The organism is Thalassospiraceae bacterium LMO-JJ14 (assembly GCA_021555105.2).
GTDB lineage: Bacteria > Pseudomonadota > Alphaproteobacteria > Rhodospirillales > Casp-alpha2 > UBA4479.
Genome location: CP134604.1, coordinates 1,536,640 through 1,553,344, shown reverse-complemented (window position 1 = coordinate 1,553,344; position 16,705 = coordinate 1,536,640). Strand labels below are relative to the sequence as shown.

Annotated in this window: 20 protein-coding genes; 6 read left to right on the top strand and 14 right to left on the bottom strand. The window is 59.0% G+C overall.

Annotation, left to right across the window (positions count from 1 at the left end; genetic code table 11):
• Positions 1-12: 12 nt before the first annotated feature.
• From hemN to L2D14_07470, 5 genes are all read right to left on the bottom strand, one after another.
• A complete protein-coding gene (hemN, locus tag L2D14_07490) occupies positions 13-1,395 on the bottom strand; it encodes an oxygen-independent coproporphyrinogen III oxidase (GenBank protein ID WNK01262.1) in 1,383 nt (460 codons plus the stop codon).
• 114 nt (positions 1,396-1,509) lie between these two features.
• A complete protein-coding gene (locus tag L2D14_07485) occupies positions 1,510-2,754 on the bottom strand; it encodes a cyclopropane-fatty-acyl-phospholipid synthase family protein (GenBank protein ID WNK01261.1) in 1,245 nt (414 codons plus the stop codon).
• A 169-nt stretch (positions 2,755-2,923) separates the two neighbouring features.
• Positions 2,924-3,619 carry a CDP-alcohol phosphatidyltransferase family protein gene (locus L2D14_07480; protein ID WNK01260.1) on the bottom strand — a complete coding sequence of 232 codons (696 nt, stop codon included), beginning with the start codon at positions 3,617-3,619 and terminating at the stop codon, positions 2,924-2,926.
• A gap of 102 nt (positions 3,620-3,721) precedes the next feature.
• Positions 3,722-4,129, bottom strand: coding sequence for an HIT family protein (locus L2D14_07475; protein WNK01259.1), 408 nt, complete (start codon positions 4,127-4,129; stop codon positions 3,722-3,724).
• 3 nt (positions 4,130-4,132) lie between these two features.
• Entirely contained in the window at positions 4,133-4,645 is a 513-nt protein-coding gene (locus L2D14_07470; protein WNK01258.1) for a hypothetical protein, read from the bottom strand.
• A 202-nt stretch (positions 4,646-4,847) separates the two neighbouring features.
• On the opposite strand from L2D14_07470, the gene L2D14_07465 reads away from it, so the two are divergent.
• From L2D14_07465 to L2D14_07455, 3 genes are all read left to right on the top strand, one after another.
• Entirely contained in the window at positions 4,848-5,732 is an 885-nt protein-coding gene (locus L2D14_07465) for a LysR family transcriptional regulator (protein ID WNK01257.1), read from the top strand.
• Positions 5,733-5,806: 74 nt separating this feature from the next.
• Positions 5,807-7,018 carry a YbfB/YjiJ family MFS transporter gene (locus L2D14_07460; GenBank protein ID WNK01256.1) on the top strand — a complete coding sequence of 404 codons (1,212 nt, stop codon included), beginning with the start codon at positions 5,807-5,809 and terminating at the stop codon, positions 7,016-7,018.
• Positions 7,015-7,596, top strand: coding sequence for a glutathione S-transferase family protein (locus tag L2D14_07455; protein WNK01255.1), 582 nt, complete (start codon positions 7,015-7,017; stop codon positions 7,594-7,596). The genes L2D14_07460 and L2D14_07455 overlap by 4 nt, the downstream gene beginning before the upstream one ends.
• Here the strand turns inward: L2D14_07455 and L2D14_07450 are convergent, their stop codons facing one another.
• Positions 7,597-8,805, bottom strand: coding sequence for a pyridoxal phosphate-dependent aminotransferase (locus L2D14_07450; protein WNK01254.1), 1,209 nt, complete (start codon positions 8,803-8,805; stop codon positions 7,597-7,599). It abuts the gene before it with no gap.
• 135 nt (positions 8,806-8,940) lie between these two features.
• Between L2D14_07450 and L2D14_07445 the strand changes: the two genes are divergently transcribed.
• Positions 8,941-10,050: a dimethylsulfoniopropionate demethylase gene (locus tag L2D14_07445; protein WNK01253.1), complete on the top strand. Its 1,110-nt coding sequence runs from the start codon at positions 8,941-8,943 to the stop codon at positions 10,048-10,050.
• A 129-nt stretch (positions 10,051-10,179) separates the two neighbouring features.
• Here L2D14_07445 and L2D14_07440 read toward each other — a convergent pair whose 3' ends face one another.
• Genes L2D14_07440 through L2D14_07430 form a run of 3 tightly spaced genes read right to left on the bottom strand, consistent with a single transcriptional unit; the run spans position 10,180 to position 11,909 of the window.
• Complete coding sequence (locus L2D14_07440) at positions 10,180-10,662, bottom strand: cytochrome c (GenBank protein ID WNK01252.1); 483 nt, start codon at positions 10,660-10,662, stop codon at positions 10,180-10,182.
• Between the two features lie 15 nt (positions 10,663-10,677).
• Complete coding sequence (locus L2D14_07435; protein ID WNK01251.1) at positions 10,678-11,205, bottom strand: 2,4'-dihydroxyacetophenone dioxygenase family protein; 528 nt, start codon at positions 11,203-11,205, stop codon at positions 10,678-10,680.
• 2 nt (positions 11,206-11,207) lie between these two features.
• The gene (locus tag L2D14_07430; GenBank protein WNK01250.1) at positions 11,208-11,909 is read right to left on the bottom strand and encodes a ribonuclease activity regulator RraA; all 702 of its coding nucleotides are present in this window, start codon (positions 11,907-11,909) and stop codon (positions 11,208-11,210) included.
• A gap of 96 nt (positions 11,910-12,005) precedes the next feature.
• On the opposite strand from L2D14_07430, the gene L2D14_07425 reads away from it, so the two are divergent.
• Positions 12,006-13,013, top strand: coding sequence for an NADP-dependent oxidoreductase (locus L2D14_07425; GenBank protein WNK01249.1), 1,008 nt, complete (start codon positions 12,006-12,008; stop codon positions 13,011-13,013).
• Between the two features lie 4 nt (positions 13,014-13,017).
• The gene (locus L2D14_07420; GenBank protein ID WNK01248.1) at positions 13,018-13,614 is read left to right on the top strand and encodes a LysE family translocator; all 597 of its coding nucleotides are present in this window, start codon (positions 13,018-13,020) and stop codon (positions 13,612-13,614) included.
• 33 nt (positions 13,615-13,647) lie between these two features.
• On the opposite strand, the gene L2D14_07415 is transcribed toward L2D14_07420, so the two are convergent.
• The 5 genes from L2D14_07415 to L2D14_07395 all read right to left on the bottom strand — a co-directional run bounded on the left by L2D14_07415 (position 13,648) and on the right by L2D14_07395 (position 16,671).
• Positions 13,648-14,262: an Eco29kI family restriction endonuclease gene (locus L2D14_07415; GenBank protein ID WNK01247.1), complete on the bottom strand. Its 615-nt coding sequence runs from the start codon at positions 14,260-14,262 to the stop codon at positions 13,648-13,650.
• Positions 14,259-15,464: a DNA cytosine methyltransferase gene (locus L2D14_07410; GenBank protein ID WNK01660.1), complete on the bottom strand. Its 1,206-nt coding sequence runs from the start codon at positions 15,462-15,464 to the stop codon at positions 14,259-14,261. Before L2D14_07410 ends, L2D14_07415 begins: the two co-directional genes overlap by 4 nt.
• Before the next feature lie 5 nt (positions 15,465-15,469).
• The gene (gene vsr, locus L2D14_07405; GenBank protein WNK01246.1) at positions 15,470-15,904 is read right to left on the bottom strand and encodes a DNA mismatch endonuclease Vsr; all 435 of its coding nucleotides are present in this window, start codon (positions 15,902-15,904) and stop codon (positions 15,470-15,472) included.
• A gap of 77 nt (positions 15,905-15,981) precedes the next feature.
• Positions 15,982-16,314, bottom strand: a complete 333-nt coding sequence (locus L2D14_07400; GenBank protein ID WNK01245.1) for a ferredoxin family 2Fe-2S iron-sulfur cluster binding protein — start codon at positions 16,312-16,314, stop codon at positions 15,982-15,984.
• Between the two features lie 9 nt (positions 16,315-16,323).
• On the bottom strand, positions 16,324-16,671 hold the full coding sequence (locus L2D14_07395) for an iron-sulfur cluster assembly accessory protein (GenBank protein ID WNK01244.1): 348 nt from the start codon (positions 16,669-16,671) through the stop codon (positions 16,324-16,326).
• Positions 16,672-16,705: the final 34 nt, after the last annotated feature.

Genomic DNA, 16,705 nt, shown 5'->3' with positions numbered 1-16,705 from the left:
ACTTCACCGCCCCTAAATGGCCGATGAATGCCGGGCCTTTCCGGTTTCGAGATAGGCATCGAAAGCCGCGGCGACATTGCGCACCAGCGGCCGCCCGGCTTCGCTGACCCGGATCGCCCGGTCCGCCACCTCGACAAGGCCGTCACGGATCATCGGTTCCAGGTATGCGAGCTGTGCATCGAGGGTGTCCGCGTCCATGCCGTATTTGCGGCACGCTTCGCCGATATCGACCGTCATGTCGCACATTATCCGTTCGATCACGAAACGCCTGAGCTTGTCGTCCGACGTCAGCTCGATGCCGCGGGCAATCGGCAGTTCGCCTTTTTCGACGGCCGCCATGTACGACGGCAACGAGGCGACATTCTGCGCGTATCCCTGCGCAAGCGCACTGATCGCCGACGCCCCGAAGCCGATCAGGTTTTCCGCCGTATCCGAGGTGTAGCCCTGAAAATTCCGCCCGACGCTTCCCGTGGCGGCTTCGGCCATCGGATCCGACGGCAAGGCGAAGTGGTCGAAACCGACACGCACGTAACCGCTCTCGACCAGCATGGCCGCGGCGCGTTCCGCCTGCTGCCAGCGTGCCTCGGGGCCGGGTAAATCGTCTTCATTGATCAGGCGCTGGTGGGATTTCATCCATGGCACATGGGCATAGCCGAAAAGCGCAATGCGCGACGGTTTGAATTCAAGGGCGCGCGCCGTCATGCGTTCTACATGCCCAAGGGTTTGCCCCGGCAGCCCGTACATCAGATCGAGATTGAGATTGCCGATGCCGGCGTCGTAAATCCAGTCCACCACCTGCCTTGTGGTTTCGAACGGCTGCACCCGGTTGATGGCGCGCTGGATGGTTTCGTCGAATTCCTGCACGCCGATGCTGATGCGATTGACACCGGCCTGGGCAAGGTCCCCGACATACGAGCGGGTCATGGTGCGCGGATCGATCTCGACGGCGATCTCGGCATCCGCATCGACAACGAATTTTTCGCGCAGCCTGTTCAGGATACGGTGCCAGTCCTCGATCTTGAGGATCGTCGGGCTGCCGCCGCCCCAGTGAATGAAACGCGCATTGGCCTTGCCCGAAAGCCGTGCCGAGACAAGATCGATCTCACCGAGCAACGCATTCACATACGCCGATATCGGTTCGTACTTGCGGACGATCTTGGTGAAACAGCCGCAGTACCAGCACATTTCGCGGCAGAACGGCACATGCAGATAGAGCGACACGGCGTCGTCCGCGCCGATCGCCTGCAGCCACTCGCCATAGCGCCCGGCCCCGATTTCGCCAGAGAAGTGCGGCGCCGTCGGATAGCTCGTATAGCGCGGCACGGCACCACCGTAGCGCACCGCCAGTGCGGCACCTTCCACCGGGTCGTTCGTTGCGCCGGCACAAGCCTGCATCGCGGTCCTCCTTTATTCGCCGCTACTATAGCGAAGCCGGAGCGTGGGGGATTTGATGCAGATCAAGCGGTTTCAGGTTTGCCATAGCCCCGGCGCGGCGGTTCAGGAGGCTGTTCAGGCCGCGGCGCCATCGCCGGAAGCCGGCCGTGAGCGCGGTTCCAGGCGCTCTTCCCACTCCGTGATGTAATCGCGGGTCAGCGGCACGCTGAGCCGGTTTTTCGCCAGTTGAAGCTGGAACACGACGCTGTCCATATGCCGAAACGAGACCTCGCTGGCGGCCAGATAGAAATCCCACATGCGGCAGAACGTTTCATCGTAAAGTTCCTGTGCTTTGTCCCTGTTGCGGCGGAAACGGTTACGCCAGTGCAGGATCGTCTCGGCATAGTGCAAGCGCAGGATTTCCACATCGCAGGTCACCAGGCGGCTCTGCTCGATGCTCTGCATCATTTCCGAGAGGGCCGGAATATAGCCGCCGGGGAAGATATATTTTCTGATCCACGGATTCGTCGCGCGGGGGATTTCGGTGCGGCCGATGGTATGGATCAGGGCAATCCCGCGATCGTTCAGCAAGCGGCTGAGCCCGCCGAAGTACTCGGGGAAATGGTTCAGCCCGACATGCTCGAACATGCCGACCGAAACGATGCGGTCGAAGTTCCCGGTTTGCGCGCGGTAATCGCGCAGGTGAAACTGCACACGGTCCTCAAGGCCGCGCCTGCGGGCACGGTCGCGGGCCACGGCAAGCTGTTCCGTCGACAGCGTCAGGCCGGTCACCCGGACACCGGTTTCCTCGGCAAGATACAGCGCCAGCCCGCCCCACCCGCAGCCGATGTCGAGAACCTCCATCCCCGGCTCCAGCAAAAGCTTGGCGGCGATGTGGCGCTTCTTGTTGGCTTGCGCCGTTTCCAGGTCGTCGTCCGGATTGATGAAATAGGCGCAGGAATATTGCCGGTCCCTGTCCAGAAACAGGTCATACAACTGTCCGGACAGGTCGTAATGGTGCGCGACATTTTGCCGCGCCCGCCATGCAGGATTGTATTGCTGGGCACGGCGAAACAGGCTGTCGGCCATACTGATCCAGTGCATGACCGGATGTTCGCCGGAAATTTCCATATTGCGCATGGCGAATTCGAGAAAATCGTAGATATCGCCGTCTTCGACCGTAAAGGTCCCGTTCATGTACGCTTCGCCGAGGTACAGGTTCGGGTTCACGAACAGTTTCCAGTGCAGCGCCGGATCATGCAGGCGGATGGTTATCGACGGTCCCGAAGTCCCGGATATGACATGCCTGCGGTCTTTCGCATCAATGACCGTGATGCGTCCCTTTTTGACGACAAAACGTAGCAGTCGTGCGAAGAGCATGTTTGCCTTCCCCGCAGCCGCCGAACGCGGCCGGGACCGCGGTAATTTCCCTCAAAAATATTCAGCACAGTGGAACGGTTCCAAGTTAAGGGCATTTTCATGCAACGAGTCAATGGGATGGCCCGGAACCACCGGCATTGAACCTGTCCGGGACGTTCAGTCCCCGCGCTCAAACATGCTGCTTCCTCGCCCCTTGCACGAACATCATCATCCAGTAGGCATGTGCACCAAGCGCTGCCGTCGGCAGCAGAACCCACGTCAGATCGAAGAGCGCCAGGACGAGAACGATAATACAGAAATCGGCCCGCGACAGTTCGCGCAGTACAAAGGCCAGCCACTGCAACGCGGTTTGCGGCGCCATGGCCGCTTCGCCAATACTTTCCGCCGGCTCCACCGGTGCGCCGGCACTAGTGGCACCGTCGCGGGCGTCCATGTACAAGCCGATTGCATAGTTGATGGTCCCGCCGAGGCCGCCCAACAGGCCAAGCCATAACCATATATCCTGACCGCTCTGCCGGGCAGTCCCCCACCCCAGGGCGATAAAAAAACCCGTATGCACGATCCAGTCGACGAAGGTGTCGTATTTGTCGCCGAAAACCGAGCACTGCTGCTTGGCACGGGCGACCTCGCCGTCGCAATTATCCAGGATGTAACAAACGAAGAACAGGATCGCGGCGATCACACCGTCGGCATACGTGCCTTGGGACAGATACCAGCAAGCCCACATCCCGGCGATCAATGACAGCGTGGTGACGGCGTTGGCGCTGAAGGGCGAGCGGATCAGAACCGGGGAAACCCACGCCGAGACATGTCGGATCAACGGAAACAGCGGGGCTTTGTCGGTGCTTTCAGAGGTTGTGTGCATGGCGGCTTCGCTTAAAAGATCGTCAAGTCTGATAGATATTAGCAATATTCAACAACACAATCATGTTGTTTCAACATGTCGGCGAAACGGCTCTGTTCGCCGCTACTCTCCGGACAGGCCCGCGCGGATCAAGGCGATCCGGCGTTCGGCTTCGGCGGCGTCGTACGCTATCATGGTGCCTGCACCCCACACCGGCCCCGGCCATGCCGGATCGCCCACGGTCCGGGCGACGACATGTATATGCAGTTGCGCGACCATGTTGCCGATCGCCGCAGTGTTGATTTTATCGGCATGAAAGGCCGATTTCAGAACCGCGCCGAGCTTGCGCGCCATTTCCATGGCTTCAATATAGTGCGCATCGGATAATTCGTGCAGTTCCGTGACACCGGCGATCTTCGGAACGATAAGCGCCCACGGAAAACGTGCATCGTCGATCAGGCGGACCAGCAGGGTGTCCGTTTCCAGTATCGCCAGCGAATCGTTTTCAAGAACAGGGTGAAGCTGGAACATCGTTCAGCGGAACTTGCGCTCGTTTCTTTTACGGTTCTGCTGCAGATGATAGCGATGATTTTGTGTGCTGTCCTGGAAGTACGTCACCACGCGGTGCAGCAGTTTGTCATTGCTGCCGAACCATTTGCAGATCGTCACCAGAAAACCCTCCGCCGAACCGATGGGGATCAACGGCTTCGTCTCGTCTTCAAGAATGATCAGGCAGTAATTGACGTGCGAGATCAGCTCGAAGATATGCGGCTGATCCTTGAAATTGTTGTCGGAGATGTATTTCAGCATCTCGACGCGTTCTTCCTGGCTGCTTTTCTTGAGGGTCGCCAGAATATCGTCCTGGACGCACTTTGCCGCCAGCTCGTAGGGATTGATGCCGCTCATGACGCTTTCTGACAATGCCGGCATCTTGCCCTGAAGGCTTTTCAGGATGCTGGTCTTGTCGTCTTTTCTACCGATCAGGATGACGTCGAAGGCAGAAAGAAGCTCTTTGGCCGCACGTTCTTTTTTTGAAAAACCAAGCAAGGGCATCTCGCTTTTAAATTGGGTTGAGCATCATGAAGCACGCTGACGTTGCGTTCCATAGACGATACACATTGGCGGGAGTATATACAGAGCCAATTTGTGACGTTGTGTTACACCAGCTTACTGACCATATGCTTACATAACCAAATAAATTATAGCTTCGAGAGGTCGCTATCGCTTACACTGATAGCAGGAGGGCACCATGGATGCATCCGACCTGAAAGTGTTCGAAGCTGTCGCCCGGCTCGGCGGGATGAACCGTGCCGCTGGTGAATTGAATACCGTCCAATCCAATGTCACACAACGCATAAAACTGCTCGAAGAAGACCTGGGCACAGTTTTGTTCGACCGTCACAGCCGGGGCGTCAGCCTGACCCCCGCCGGCAAACGGTTGATACCGTATGCGCGCGACATTCGCAATACGCTCGAAGACGCCCGCCGCGCCGTGATCGACGACGGCACGCCGCAGGGGCCGTTGCATCTGGGTGCGCTGGAAACGACGGCGGCCTTGCGCCTGAACCAGCATTTCACAGATTTCGTGGCGCATCATCCGAATGTCGACTTCACGCTCAGGACCGGCACCACGGCCGAATTGGTCGCCATGGTGCTCGAGCGCGAGGTCGAGGGCGCCTTTGCCTGCGGCCCGGTCGATCACCCGGATCTGGTCAGCGAGACCGTCTTCAATGAGGAACTTGTCATCCTTTCCGCCCCGGGGCTCGTGCAGCTCGAAGACATCCTCGACAAGCCGGACGTGCGCATGATCGTGCTGCGCGCCGGGTGTTCGTACCGCCAGCGCATGGAAGAAGTGCTGACCCGGCGCGGTGTCGTCAATCCGCGCCTGCTCGAATTCGGCACCCTGGAAGTTATCATCAGCGCCGTTGCCGCGGGCCTTGGCATCACCATGCTGCCGAAGACGCTGATCGGCCGCATATGGGACGATGGCCGCGTCGCCATGCACACCCTGCCCCGCCAGGAAGCCGCCGTTGAAACGTTGTATGTCCAGCGCAAGGATACTCGCGCGTCGAGCGCCGCCATTGCTTTCCGCGACATGGTTCAACACGGCAGATCAGCCGTCGCCGCCGAGTAGGTATCTGCTTTTCAGATATATAATATCAAAATAAACCATTTTCGGTGAATTCCGTGAACAGATAGGGTGCGGACATGACATCGCCCCTCGCCCCTACCGCCACACAGGCGGGCTGGATACCCTTTGCGCTTGCCGGTCTGGCTGCCGCTCTGGTCGGCATCGGCTTGGCGCGCTTTGCCTATACACCGCTGCTGCCGGCACTTATCGAGCAGCAATGGTTCGCCGAAACCACGGCGATCTATCTCGGCGCTGCGAACCTCGCCGGTTATCTGGCCGGCGCACTCGGCGGCAAGAGCATCGCCCAGCGCATCCCCGCGCACCGTGTAATCAGGTCGATGATGCTGCTGGCCGCCGTTTCGTTCATCGCCTGCGCCCAGCCGGTCTCGTTCTCGTGGTATTTCGTCTGGCGCTTTGCCGCCGGGTTCGCCGGCGGCGCGCTGATGGTGCTCGCCGCCTCGGTCGTCCTGCCGCACGTCCCGGCGGACCGGCGCGGCACCGCCGGCGGCATTATCTTTACCGGCGTCGGCGTCGGCATCGCGCTCAGCGGCACCCTGGTGCCGGCGCTGATCGGGGTCGGACTGGCGGAAACGTGGCTGGCGCTGGGTGTGCTGTCGCTGGTGTTGACCCTGGCTTCGTGGCGCTACTGGCCACCCGCGGCCACGGCCGAGACCCAGCCCGCAGCCGTCAGGCCCGCCGCTACGGCGTTTTCATGGCCGTTCATCAGTCTTTACGTCGTCTATGGCCTGGTCGCCGTCGGCCTCGTCGCGCACATGGTCTTCCTCGTCGATTACGTGGCCCGCGGCCTCGAACGGGGCATTGCCGTCGGCGCCGGGTACTGGGTCATGTTCGGGATCGGCGCGGCCTTGGGGCCGATGGCCGCCGGGCGGATTGCCGATCTGCTGGGCTTCCGGATGACGCTCAGGATTTTCATCGCTCTGCAGGCTTCGGCGGTGGCGCTGGCATTCCTGAGCAGCGAAAGCCTCTCCCTCGGCATATCCAGTTTCGTCGTCGGCGCCATGGTGCCTGGGATCGTGCCTTTGGTGCTCGGCCGCGCACATCAACTGAGTGGTGCCGACACGCTTCTGCAGCGCAGCGCCTGGAGCTATGCCACCGTCGGATTTTCCGTCGGCCAGGCCGGAGCCGCTTATGCCTTTTCCTATGCGTTCGAAATGACCGGGCGCTACGACCTGTTGTTTCAGGCCGGGGCCTGCGCCGTGGCGCTGGCCCTTGTCATCGATCTTTTCACCCGTGAACCGGAAAACCACCCAAAGGATAGCCAGCCATGAAAATTTTCATCGCCAAGCCGTCGCCTTACGTGCGGCGCGCCCTGATCGCCGCCCACGAAAAGAACCTGCTGGACCGGCTCGACGTCACGCCAATCAACCCTTGGGACGACCCCGCCGAGCTACACGCACACAGCCCCATCGGGCGGCTGCCGACACTGGTGCTCGACGACGGCCGGACCATGGTCGAAAGCCTGGTCATCGCCCAGTATTTCAACGAAATCGGCGACGGCCCCGAACTCGGCGGCGGGGACGCGACCGATGCCCTGCGACGCGCCGGCATTCATCAGGGCATCATCGATTCCACCTATGCAGTGGTGATCGAAGGACGCCGCCCCGAAAGCAAACGCTGGGACGATCTGGTGGCGCGGCAGAACAGCGTCATCGAACGCACGGTCAACGCCGCCGAAGTCGGTGAGGATTTCGATTACGGCGACATCACCCTCGCCTCTGCGCTCGGATATCTAAGCTTCCGTCTGCCGGAAATCGACTGGCGCGGCTGGCGGCCTGACCTGGGCGAATGGATGGACGGGCTGCAAAGCCGCCCTTCCGTGCGCCTCACCGCGCCGGATGCCGCCTGATTACGACAGTTCGGCGCAGGCGCGCTGAATACGTTCGCAGGCGTCGCGCAACTCGTCCTCGGCGGCGGCATAGGAAATCCGGAAATACGGCGACATGCCGTAGGCCGCCCCCTGCACGCAGGCGACGCCGTGGCTTTCCAGGAAGTACATCACCAGATCGGTATCGTTTTCGATAACCTTGCCGTCCGGTGTCTTCTTGCCGATCAGTGCGCTGCAGTCCGCAAACGTATAAAACGCACCTTTCGGCGTCGGGCACTTCAGGCCCGTCGTCTGGTTCAGCATCGAGACCACAAGATCGCGGCGGTCCTGAAAGCTTTGTGTGTGCTCGGCGACGAAATCCTGCGGCCCCGTCAACGCCGCCAACGCGGCCGCCTGACTGACAGATGAATTGCTGCCGGTAATCTGCTGCTGCAGCTTGGTCATTTCCTTGAGAAGCGGTGCCGGGCCGCCGCAATAGCCGATCCGCCAGCCGGTCATGGAATAGACCTTGGACGCACCGTTCATGGTCACGGTGCGGTCCTTGAGACCCGGTTCGACGGCGGCGATGGAACAGAATTCCAGATCGTCGAAAACGATGTGCTCATAGATTTCATCGGCGAAGATCGCGACATGCGGATGGCGCATCAGCACATCGGCGAGGTCTTTCAGTTCATCCTTCTCATAGACCGCGCCGGACGGATTGCTCGGCGAATTGAGGATCAGCCAGCGCGTCTTCGGCGTGATTGCGGCGTCGAGTTGCGCCGGCGTCAGCTTGAAACCGTTTTCCGCCGCCCCGGTGACGATCACCGGCGTGCCGCCCGCAAACCGGACATGATCGATATAGGAAACCCAGTACGGTGCCGGAACGATCACCTCGTCACCGTCTTCAACGGTGCTGATCAGGGCATCGAACAGCAACTGCTTGCCGCCCGAGCCGACCATTACTTCGTCCATTACGTATTCCAGACCGTTTTCGCGTTTGAACTTGTCGACGACCGCCTGCTTCAGTGCCGGCGTGCCGGCGGCATTGGTGTAGCGGGTCTCGCCCCGCTTGGCGGCCTCGAACGCCGCTTCGACGACATGCGCCGGGGTCGGGAAATCGGGTTCGCCCGCGCTCAGCGCAATAACATCGCGGCCTTGCGCTTTCATCTCGCGGGCTCTTTGCGACGCAATGGAACTCGCCGACTGTTTGATGCGTGACATGCGGCCGGCGATCTTGATGGTGGTCATTGCTGCGTTTCCTCTTCCAAAGACACCGCATGATTTACGATGTTCCGAGGGTGCAGCAAATAACTTTCTGATATGCAGTACGATAAAACTGTTCCAGAGTGCCAGGACAATAACGCGCTGTTCAGGGATTACGCCATGACCGCACCGATGCTCTCGATCTCGCGCCGCCTGCGTTCCACCCCGTTCACCCCCCGCGTCGAGCAGGCAGGGGTCAAGGGATACACGATCTATAATCACATGCTTTTGCCGACGATGTTTACAAGCGTCGAGGACGATTATCATCACCTGAAGCGTCACGTGCAGATCTGGGACGTGGCCTGCGAACGGCAGATCGAAATTCGCGGCCCCGATGCGGCACGGCTGATGCAGATGCTGACGCCCCGCGACCTGCGCGGCATGACGCCGGGACAGTGTTATTACGTGCCCATCGTCGACGAAACCGGCGGCATGATGAACGATCCGGTGGCGCTCAAATTCTCAGAAGAGAAATTCTATATCTCCATCGCCGACAGCGATCTTCTGTATTGGGCCAAGGGGCTGGCCTACGGCTTCAGGCTCGATGTCGACGTGATTGAACCCGACGTCTCGCCGCTCGCCGTGCAGGGGCCGAAATCGGAAGAGCTGATGGCCCGCGTGTTCGGCGATCAGGTCCGCGATATCAAATTCTTCCGCTTCGCCATGATCAACGTCGAAGGCCGCGACATGGCGATTGCCCGGTCCGGCTATTCGAAACAGGGTGGCTTCGAAATCTATGTCGATGGCTTCGAGCACGGCGAAGCCGTCTGGGACAAGCTGATGGCGGCGGGTGCCGATCTTGAGGTGCGCGCCGGCTGCCCGAACCTGATCGAGCGGATCGAAGCGCGCCTGCTGTCTTACGGCAACGACATGACGCGCAGGAACACGCCGCACGAATGCGGGCTTGGGCGGTTTTGCGACACCTTCACCGCCATCGGCTGTGTCGGCCGTGACGCCCTGCTGCGTGTTGCACAGGAAGGCCCCATTCGCCAGATCCGAAGCTTTGCCATCGACGGCGACGCAGTCCCGCCGTGCATGGATAAGTGGCCCGTCTTTGCCGACGGCGAGCGGGTCGGGCGCGTGACGTCAGCCGTGTGGTCGCCGGATTTTCAGACCAACGTCGCCATCGGCATGATCCGCATGACACACTGGAAGGACACAACCCGCGTCGAGGTCGAGACGCCGGACGGCATGCGCACGGCGACGGTCAGGGAGCAGTCGTTTATCTGAAGCCCCCTCACCTAACCTCTCCCCCTAAAAGGGGAGAGGGATAAGAAAAGCTGTGCATCGGTCCGTGAGTCCCTCCCCCCAACGCAGTGGGGGAGAGGACAGGTGAGGGGGGGCATGTCGGACGAACGGTTACTGCTGCCCGGCTCTTTTGTTGATTTCGTCATGGGTGGCACGGACCTCGGCCGGCCAGGTCGACTTGATGTACGACAGCGCGGCGAGGATTTCGCGGTCCGTCAACACGCCCTCGAAGGCCGGCATGTCGCTCTTGTAATCGGGGCCGGCGACGAACTGCGGGCCGTGCTTGGTCACCTTGAACAGCGCCGCATCGGCGTGATGCCAGGTGTGGCCGCTTTCATCGTGCGGCGGGGCGGGCAGCAGACCTTCGGCATTGCGCTGCTTCCAGTTGCCCTGCCCTTCCAGATTGGCACCGTGGCAACTGGCGCAGCGTGCGTCATAGACCGCCTTGCCCTCGGCAACGAACTGCACGTCGTCGGGATAAAGCGTCATGTCGACGGGATCGATCTTCGGCGCATACAGCTTGTAGACCAGAAGCGTCGCCAGCAGGATCGCCGCGGCGATCAAGGGAATGGGTGTGCGGCCGTAAAATGCCATCGCGGTCGTGTCCTGTCAGCGAATGAAATTCTCGACGTAATCGGCGCCTAAGCCCACCTCGATGAAGTGCTTGCGACACGCATCCAGGCGGTCGAACACATCCGTCGAGCCGGTGATCTTGCCCGCCTCGTCGCAGTACAGCAGTGCGCCGGTGTTGTGGAACAGGGTGATCATCTCGTCGCAGTCCGCATCGACGACAAGCGTATGAATCTCGCCCGGCGGCTCGTACAGGTACGAGCCCGGCCCGGCCACCCAGTCCTTTTCCAGATAGCGCCACGAGCCCTTGATGACGAAGCCGTGCACCGGCGCGGGGTGGCGGTGGCGCGACAGAAACCCGCCGCCGACGACCTTGGTCAGATGCACCCAATAGCCCTGCGACACATTGAGGCACAGCGGCCGCGACCAGCGCCCCGGCGCCAACGGCACCCAGAGCCGCTCGTCGTCGTTCGCGAAGGCGTCCTGAATGAAAATCTCGGCGATCCCGTCGGTCACGTTGGGGCCGGTGTAAGGTGCCGGAATATCAGGTTTTCTCGCGTCGTCCATAATCAGCCCCCGTTCTTCTTGAAGTCTTCGTAGCGCGCCATGGTTTCGTCGTTGGGCGGATAAAGGCCGGGCAGCGGATACCCTTCTTCGACCTGGGTGACGATCCAGGCTTCCAAATGGTCTTGCGCCACGGCGGCGTCGGCGACGTCTTCGACCATCGCTTTCGGAATCACCACCGCGCCGTCATCGTCGGCGACGATGATATCGTCCGGAAAGATCGTCGTGCCGCCGCAGCCGATGGGTTCCTGCCAGCCGACGAAGGCCATTTTATGTACCGCCGCCGGGGCCGCCGTGCCGTTGCACCAGATCGGCAGGCCGACCGCCTTGACCCCGGCACTGTCACGCATCACACCGTCGGTCACCATGGCGGCGACGCCGCGTTTCTTCATGCGCGCGGCAAGGATGTCGCCCATCACGCCCGCCGCGTCCTCGCCCCGGGAATCGATCACGCAGACGCAGCCCTCGGGCATGTCTTCGATCGCGGCGCGGGTCGACGTCGGCGATTTCCACGCCTCGGGCGTCGCCAGATCTTCGCGCGCCGGTGCATAGCGCATGGTGAACGCCGGACCGACGACGCGCTTGCCGGTAAAGCAATACGGCGCGCTGCCCTTGATCCAGGTCGTGGCGATGCCTTTCTTGAACATCACGGTGGTCAGCGTCGCCACGGCAACGTTTTCCAGCTTTTGGCGCAGTTCAGCGTCCATGAATAATTCTCCCCATTCGGCCGCTCGGGTTGTTTGACCGGCGCATAGACACAAGATAATGAACCAGCGGGAAAATTACGATAGCGGGAGACGAAAATGTCCAACACACAGGTTCTGTTCAAGAGCACACCCAACGGCATGCCGGTGGCGGACAACTTCGACATCGTCGAGACACCGATGCCGGAAGTCGCCGACGGCCAGTTTTTGCTGAAGAACCTGTATCTTTCGCTCGATCCCTATCAACGCATGCTGATGGGCGGCGGCTGGACCTATGCGCCGCGCTTTTTGCAGCCGGGCGACCTGATGATCGGCCGTGTGCTGGGCGAGATCATCGAAAGCAAGAACCCGGACTTCCCGGTCGGCACGCATGTCGTCGGCAGGCTCGGCTGGCAGCAGTTCGTGACCTCCGACGGCACGGACCTCGATTTCGTCGTCGCACCCAAGGACGGCGTACCGTTGAGCGCGTATCTCGGCGCCTGCGGCTCGACCGGGACCACGGCGTGGGTCGGCCTCAAGATCACCGGCCAGCCGAAGCCGGGCGAGACCGTGCTGGTTTCCGCTGCCGCCGGGTCGGTCGGCAGCGTCGTCGGCCAGTTGGCCAAGGCCTGGGGCTGCACCGCCGTCGGCATCGCCGGCGGGCCGGACAAATGCAAACTGGTCGAGGACACCTTCGGCTTCGATGCCTGCGTCGATTACAAGGCGCCCGATCTGGAAGGCCAGATCCGCACCGCCGCGCCGGACGGCGTCGATATCTATTTCGACAATGTCGGCGGCCAGGTGCTCGAAGCGTCGCTCGCCAACATGAACAAGTTCGGCCGCATCCCGGTGTGCGGCGTGTTGTCGGCGTACAACGAGCAGGGTGCGCATTACGGCGTCAAGAACCTGCACCTGTTTTTCGACAAGTCCTTGAAGATGGAAGGCTTCGTGCTGAACGCGCACAAGGAAGTCTGGCCCGATGCACGGAACGAGATCGCCGATCTGATCGCCGCCGGCAAGCTGGTGTCGCTCGAAACCATCGCGGCGGGGATCGAAAATGCCCCCAATGCCTTCATCGGCATGCTCGAAGGCAAGAATGTCGGCAAACAACTGGTAAAGCTGGCCTGACCGGGTGCTGACCTTCATCACCGCCGTTTTCTTTCTGATCATCACGCCGGGGCCGGGCGTCCTGACCGTTGCCGGGAATGCAGCGGCCTACGGCTTTCGTGCCGGGGTGCCGTATCTGGTGGGCGTCGTCGTCGGATCGCTGGTGGTCATGGGCATGGTCGCCAGCGGCCTGACCGCGCTGGTGTTCCAGATCCCCTATGTGCGCGAAGTAATGCTGGGCGCATCGCTCTGCTATCTGTTGTATCTCGCGTGGCGGATTGCATCGTCGGGCGGCGGCATAGCCATCATCGAAACCGACAAGCCGCTCGGGTTCGTGAACGGCGCCACCCTGTCGCTGATCAATCCCAAGGCCTATGCGGTGTTTACCACCATCGTCGGCGGCTTCAATTTCTATCCCGAAAGCTATGCGGTAGAGATCGCCATGAAGTTCGTCATCTTCTCGTCGATGTCGTTTCCGATCCACCTGCTGTGGAACTACATGGGCGCATCGCTGAAACGCCTGCCGCTGGGCGCCAAGGGGCACCGCCGCGTCAACATCGCCATGGCCCTCGCCATGCTGATGGTCGTCGCGCTGGCGGTTTATTTCGAGAGCGTGCGCTAAGCCCCTCGAAGCAACACGTGCTTGGAAACCAGATTAATCGTGAGCGTCCCGAAGCCGAGCACGAACATCAGCTCTAATTTGTTCAAGTGACTCTTTTCGATCCGCACACTTTGCTGCGAACGGGCGCCCCGGATGCAGGACATCCCATCTTGACCGCTCTTGGTTATATCGCCCCCTACCGGGGTCGTGATTTCCGAAGCCATCTACCCAATTATTCCATAGCGGCTGAAATTTTGAGATCAGAAGGCTCTCCCCCAACGGAATCCAAATATCATCAACTACTAAATACCTACAAAAGAAATCATCCAACGCGAGATCGTCTGCCTGTTCAATACTTTTGCCGTGCTCATTCAAGCGGTTAAACAGCGCCGTGCCGGGATCAAGGCCTAGCCCGAAATCTCCTTTCCGAGCACCGGCGGGAACTGCCTTTCCAACATATATCGGACAATCAAATCGGTTTTTTCGATTCCTAATAACAATCGGTGAATAGAGTTCAAAATTTCCCACGTAATAAATAGCGTAAATTCCTGCACCGCGAAATTTCTGAATCTTGCCTATCCGTTCCGGTGCGCTTCGAAGCAATGCGTCTGCAACGCTCTCGCCCAGATGACGTTTGTCTAGAGGATTATATGGTTCAATTTCATTCATGCTTTTGCTAACTGCATGATTGTTCTTTTAAGTTCATTTTCAGAATGCAGTGCCAATTCTTGCGCTACGCTAGAGGCCATAATTTGCCCCAAACGCACAGGAACAGCATTCCCCAACTGCCGCATTGTCTCGCTCCAAGAGCCATGAAATTTGTATCCATCGGGAAATGTTTGTAAGCGTGCTGCTTCGCGAACGGTGAAATATCTGACGGCGCCTTCCGGTAAAACCATCATATTTTCTCCACCAGGAACCCCGTGAACACCCGCCTTAAGCGCTTTGGATGGCAAATCAATTGGGCTACCTGTATGCCCCGGATAAGCTCTCGCTCCTGGCTGGAATTTGTGATTGTGGAAGCCTGCTGCATTACGGCGGGGATCAGGCATATCAACTAACGCGTCTCTTACTGTCCTCCAAGGCTTATAAGATGCTAGTGGTCTATCGTTTGATTTCTTTATTTGTTCGACGCGCTTGATTAGTTTTTGGTCCAGTTTTGGTCGCATGCGCTTCGAGACAGCGTGCCGATCCCAGTAGGCTTCTGAGATCCATTGGTCCTCCAACAAAGCATCATAGCTATGGGTTTCGTCGGGAAATGACCAGTTAACTCCTATATCGTGGCGAAAACCGACAATAAACACACGTTCCCTTTTTTGCGGGACTCCATAATTGGCAGCATTAACAACTCGAAAGACCACTTCATAAGTTAATCCCCTTCGCTTGCCTGACGTCTTTTCTTTTTCAAGCCGAGCAAAATGATCTAGAGCACTCTCACTCGCTCTTCGAATGATCTCCGGGAAAGTAAGCTGAAGAATGATATACTGAAAATAGTTTGAGAACGTAGATCGTGTTAAGCCTTTAACATTCTCGAACAGAAACGCCCTAGGTCGAAGTTCGCGAACGACACCAACTGCAGCAGGAAACATATCACGCTCATCTAAGTGAGCACGATGTTTCCCCCCCATAGAGAACGGCTGACAAGGCGGGCCTCCTGCAACCAAATCAATTTTTTCTGCGATCGAGTCATAATCGTAATCTCTAACATCGCCCTCAAAAAGCGGCCAATCAGATACCATTGGGAAACCTTCATTCGCGTTTTCGCGGATAGTGTCCGCAGCCCAACGGTCCCATTCGACAACAGCTTTAGAAGAAAACCCCGCCAAGCTCGCTCCCATAGCCAAGCCACCAGCACCCGCAAACAATTCCACCGAGCTTAACAACTTTTAAGGTCTCCAATATCGGCTTTAAGAAAATCCAATAAACGCGATTTGAGCGCGTTCATATCTCCTAACTCACATTCCCAAACCACCAAGAAATCCCATCCTAATATCTTAAGCTCACATTGATTTTTTAAATCTCGCTTTCTATTTTGCTCCAACTTCGGCTCCCAAAAATCAAGACGAGACTTTGGAAGACGCGCTAACGAGCAATTGGGATGCCGATGCCAGAAGCATCCATGCACAAATATAGCCTTTTTTCGGGGGCGAAGTACAATATCTGGCTTTCCTGGCAGTTCTTTTGCATGTAATCGAAATCTATACCCATGGGAATGAATAATCCTTCGAACTACCATCTCCGGCTTTGTATCTTGCGCCCTGATTCGGGCCATACGTTCAGAACGCTGTTTTGGTGTAAGTGTATCAGCCATAAAGGAATTGAAACATTTTTCTAGTTTCAGTTTCCAGTAATGAATTTGGGATGAAGATTTTTCCGTAGGAAAAGACGTCACATCAGATTGCGGTGTTCTTTCGGCAGCGTGACGACCAGCCCGTCGAGGTCCGCCGTCATCCTGATCTGGCAGCCGAGGCGCGAGGTCTTTTTCAGGCCGAAGGTCAGGTCGAGCATGTCCTCTTCCTCCTCGACGGCGGGTTCGAGCTTGTCGAACCAGGCATCGTCGACGATGACGTGGCAGGTCGAACATGCCATCGAGCCTTCGCACGCCCCTTCGATATCGATCATGCTGCGGTGCGCGACTTCGAGCACGGACAGCCCTTCCGGCGCGTCGCATTCCTGACGGCGTCCATCGGGATGGACGAAAGTCATTTTGTAAGTGCTCATGAAAAACTCTTAGACCGAGAAGCTCTCGCCACAGCCGCAGCGGTTTTTTTCATTCGGATTGTTGAAGGTGAAGCCCGAGCGCAGCGCGCCTTCCTCGTAATCCATTTCGGCGCCGACCAGAAACATGGTGGCCATCGGGTCGATGAAGATACGCGCCCCGTCGGCATCGACTTCTTCCTCGAACGGGCGCTTTTCATCCGCGTATTCGAAGACATAGGAAAGACCTGAGCAGCCCTTGGTGGAGACGCTGACACGCAGCCCGGCGACCGGGGTCTCGCTCTTGCTCATCAACGCGCGCACATGCTCGGCGGCGGTGTCGGTGAGGCTGATCAACTGCGGTTTGCTCTGTTCGGTCATGTTTATCGCTCCAATTTGATTACCCTAGAGGTAA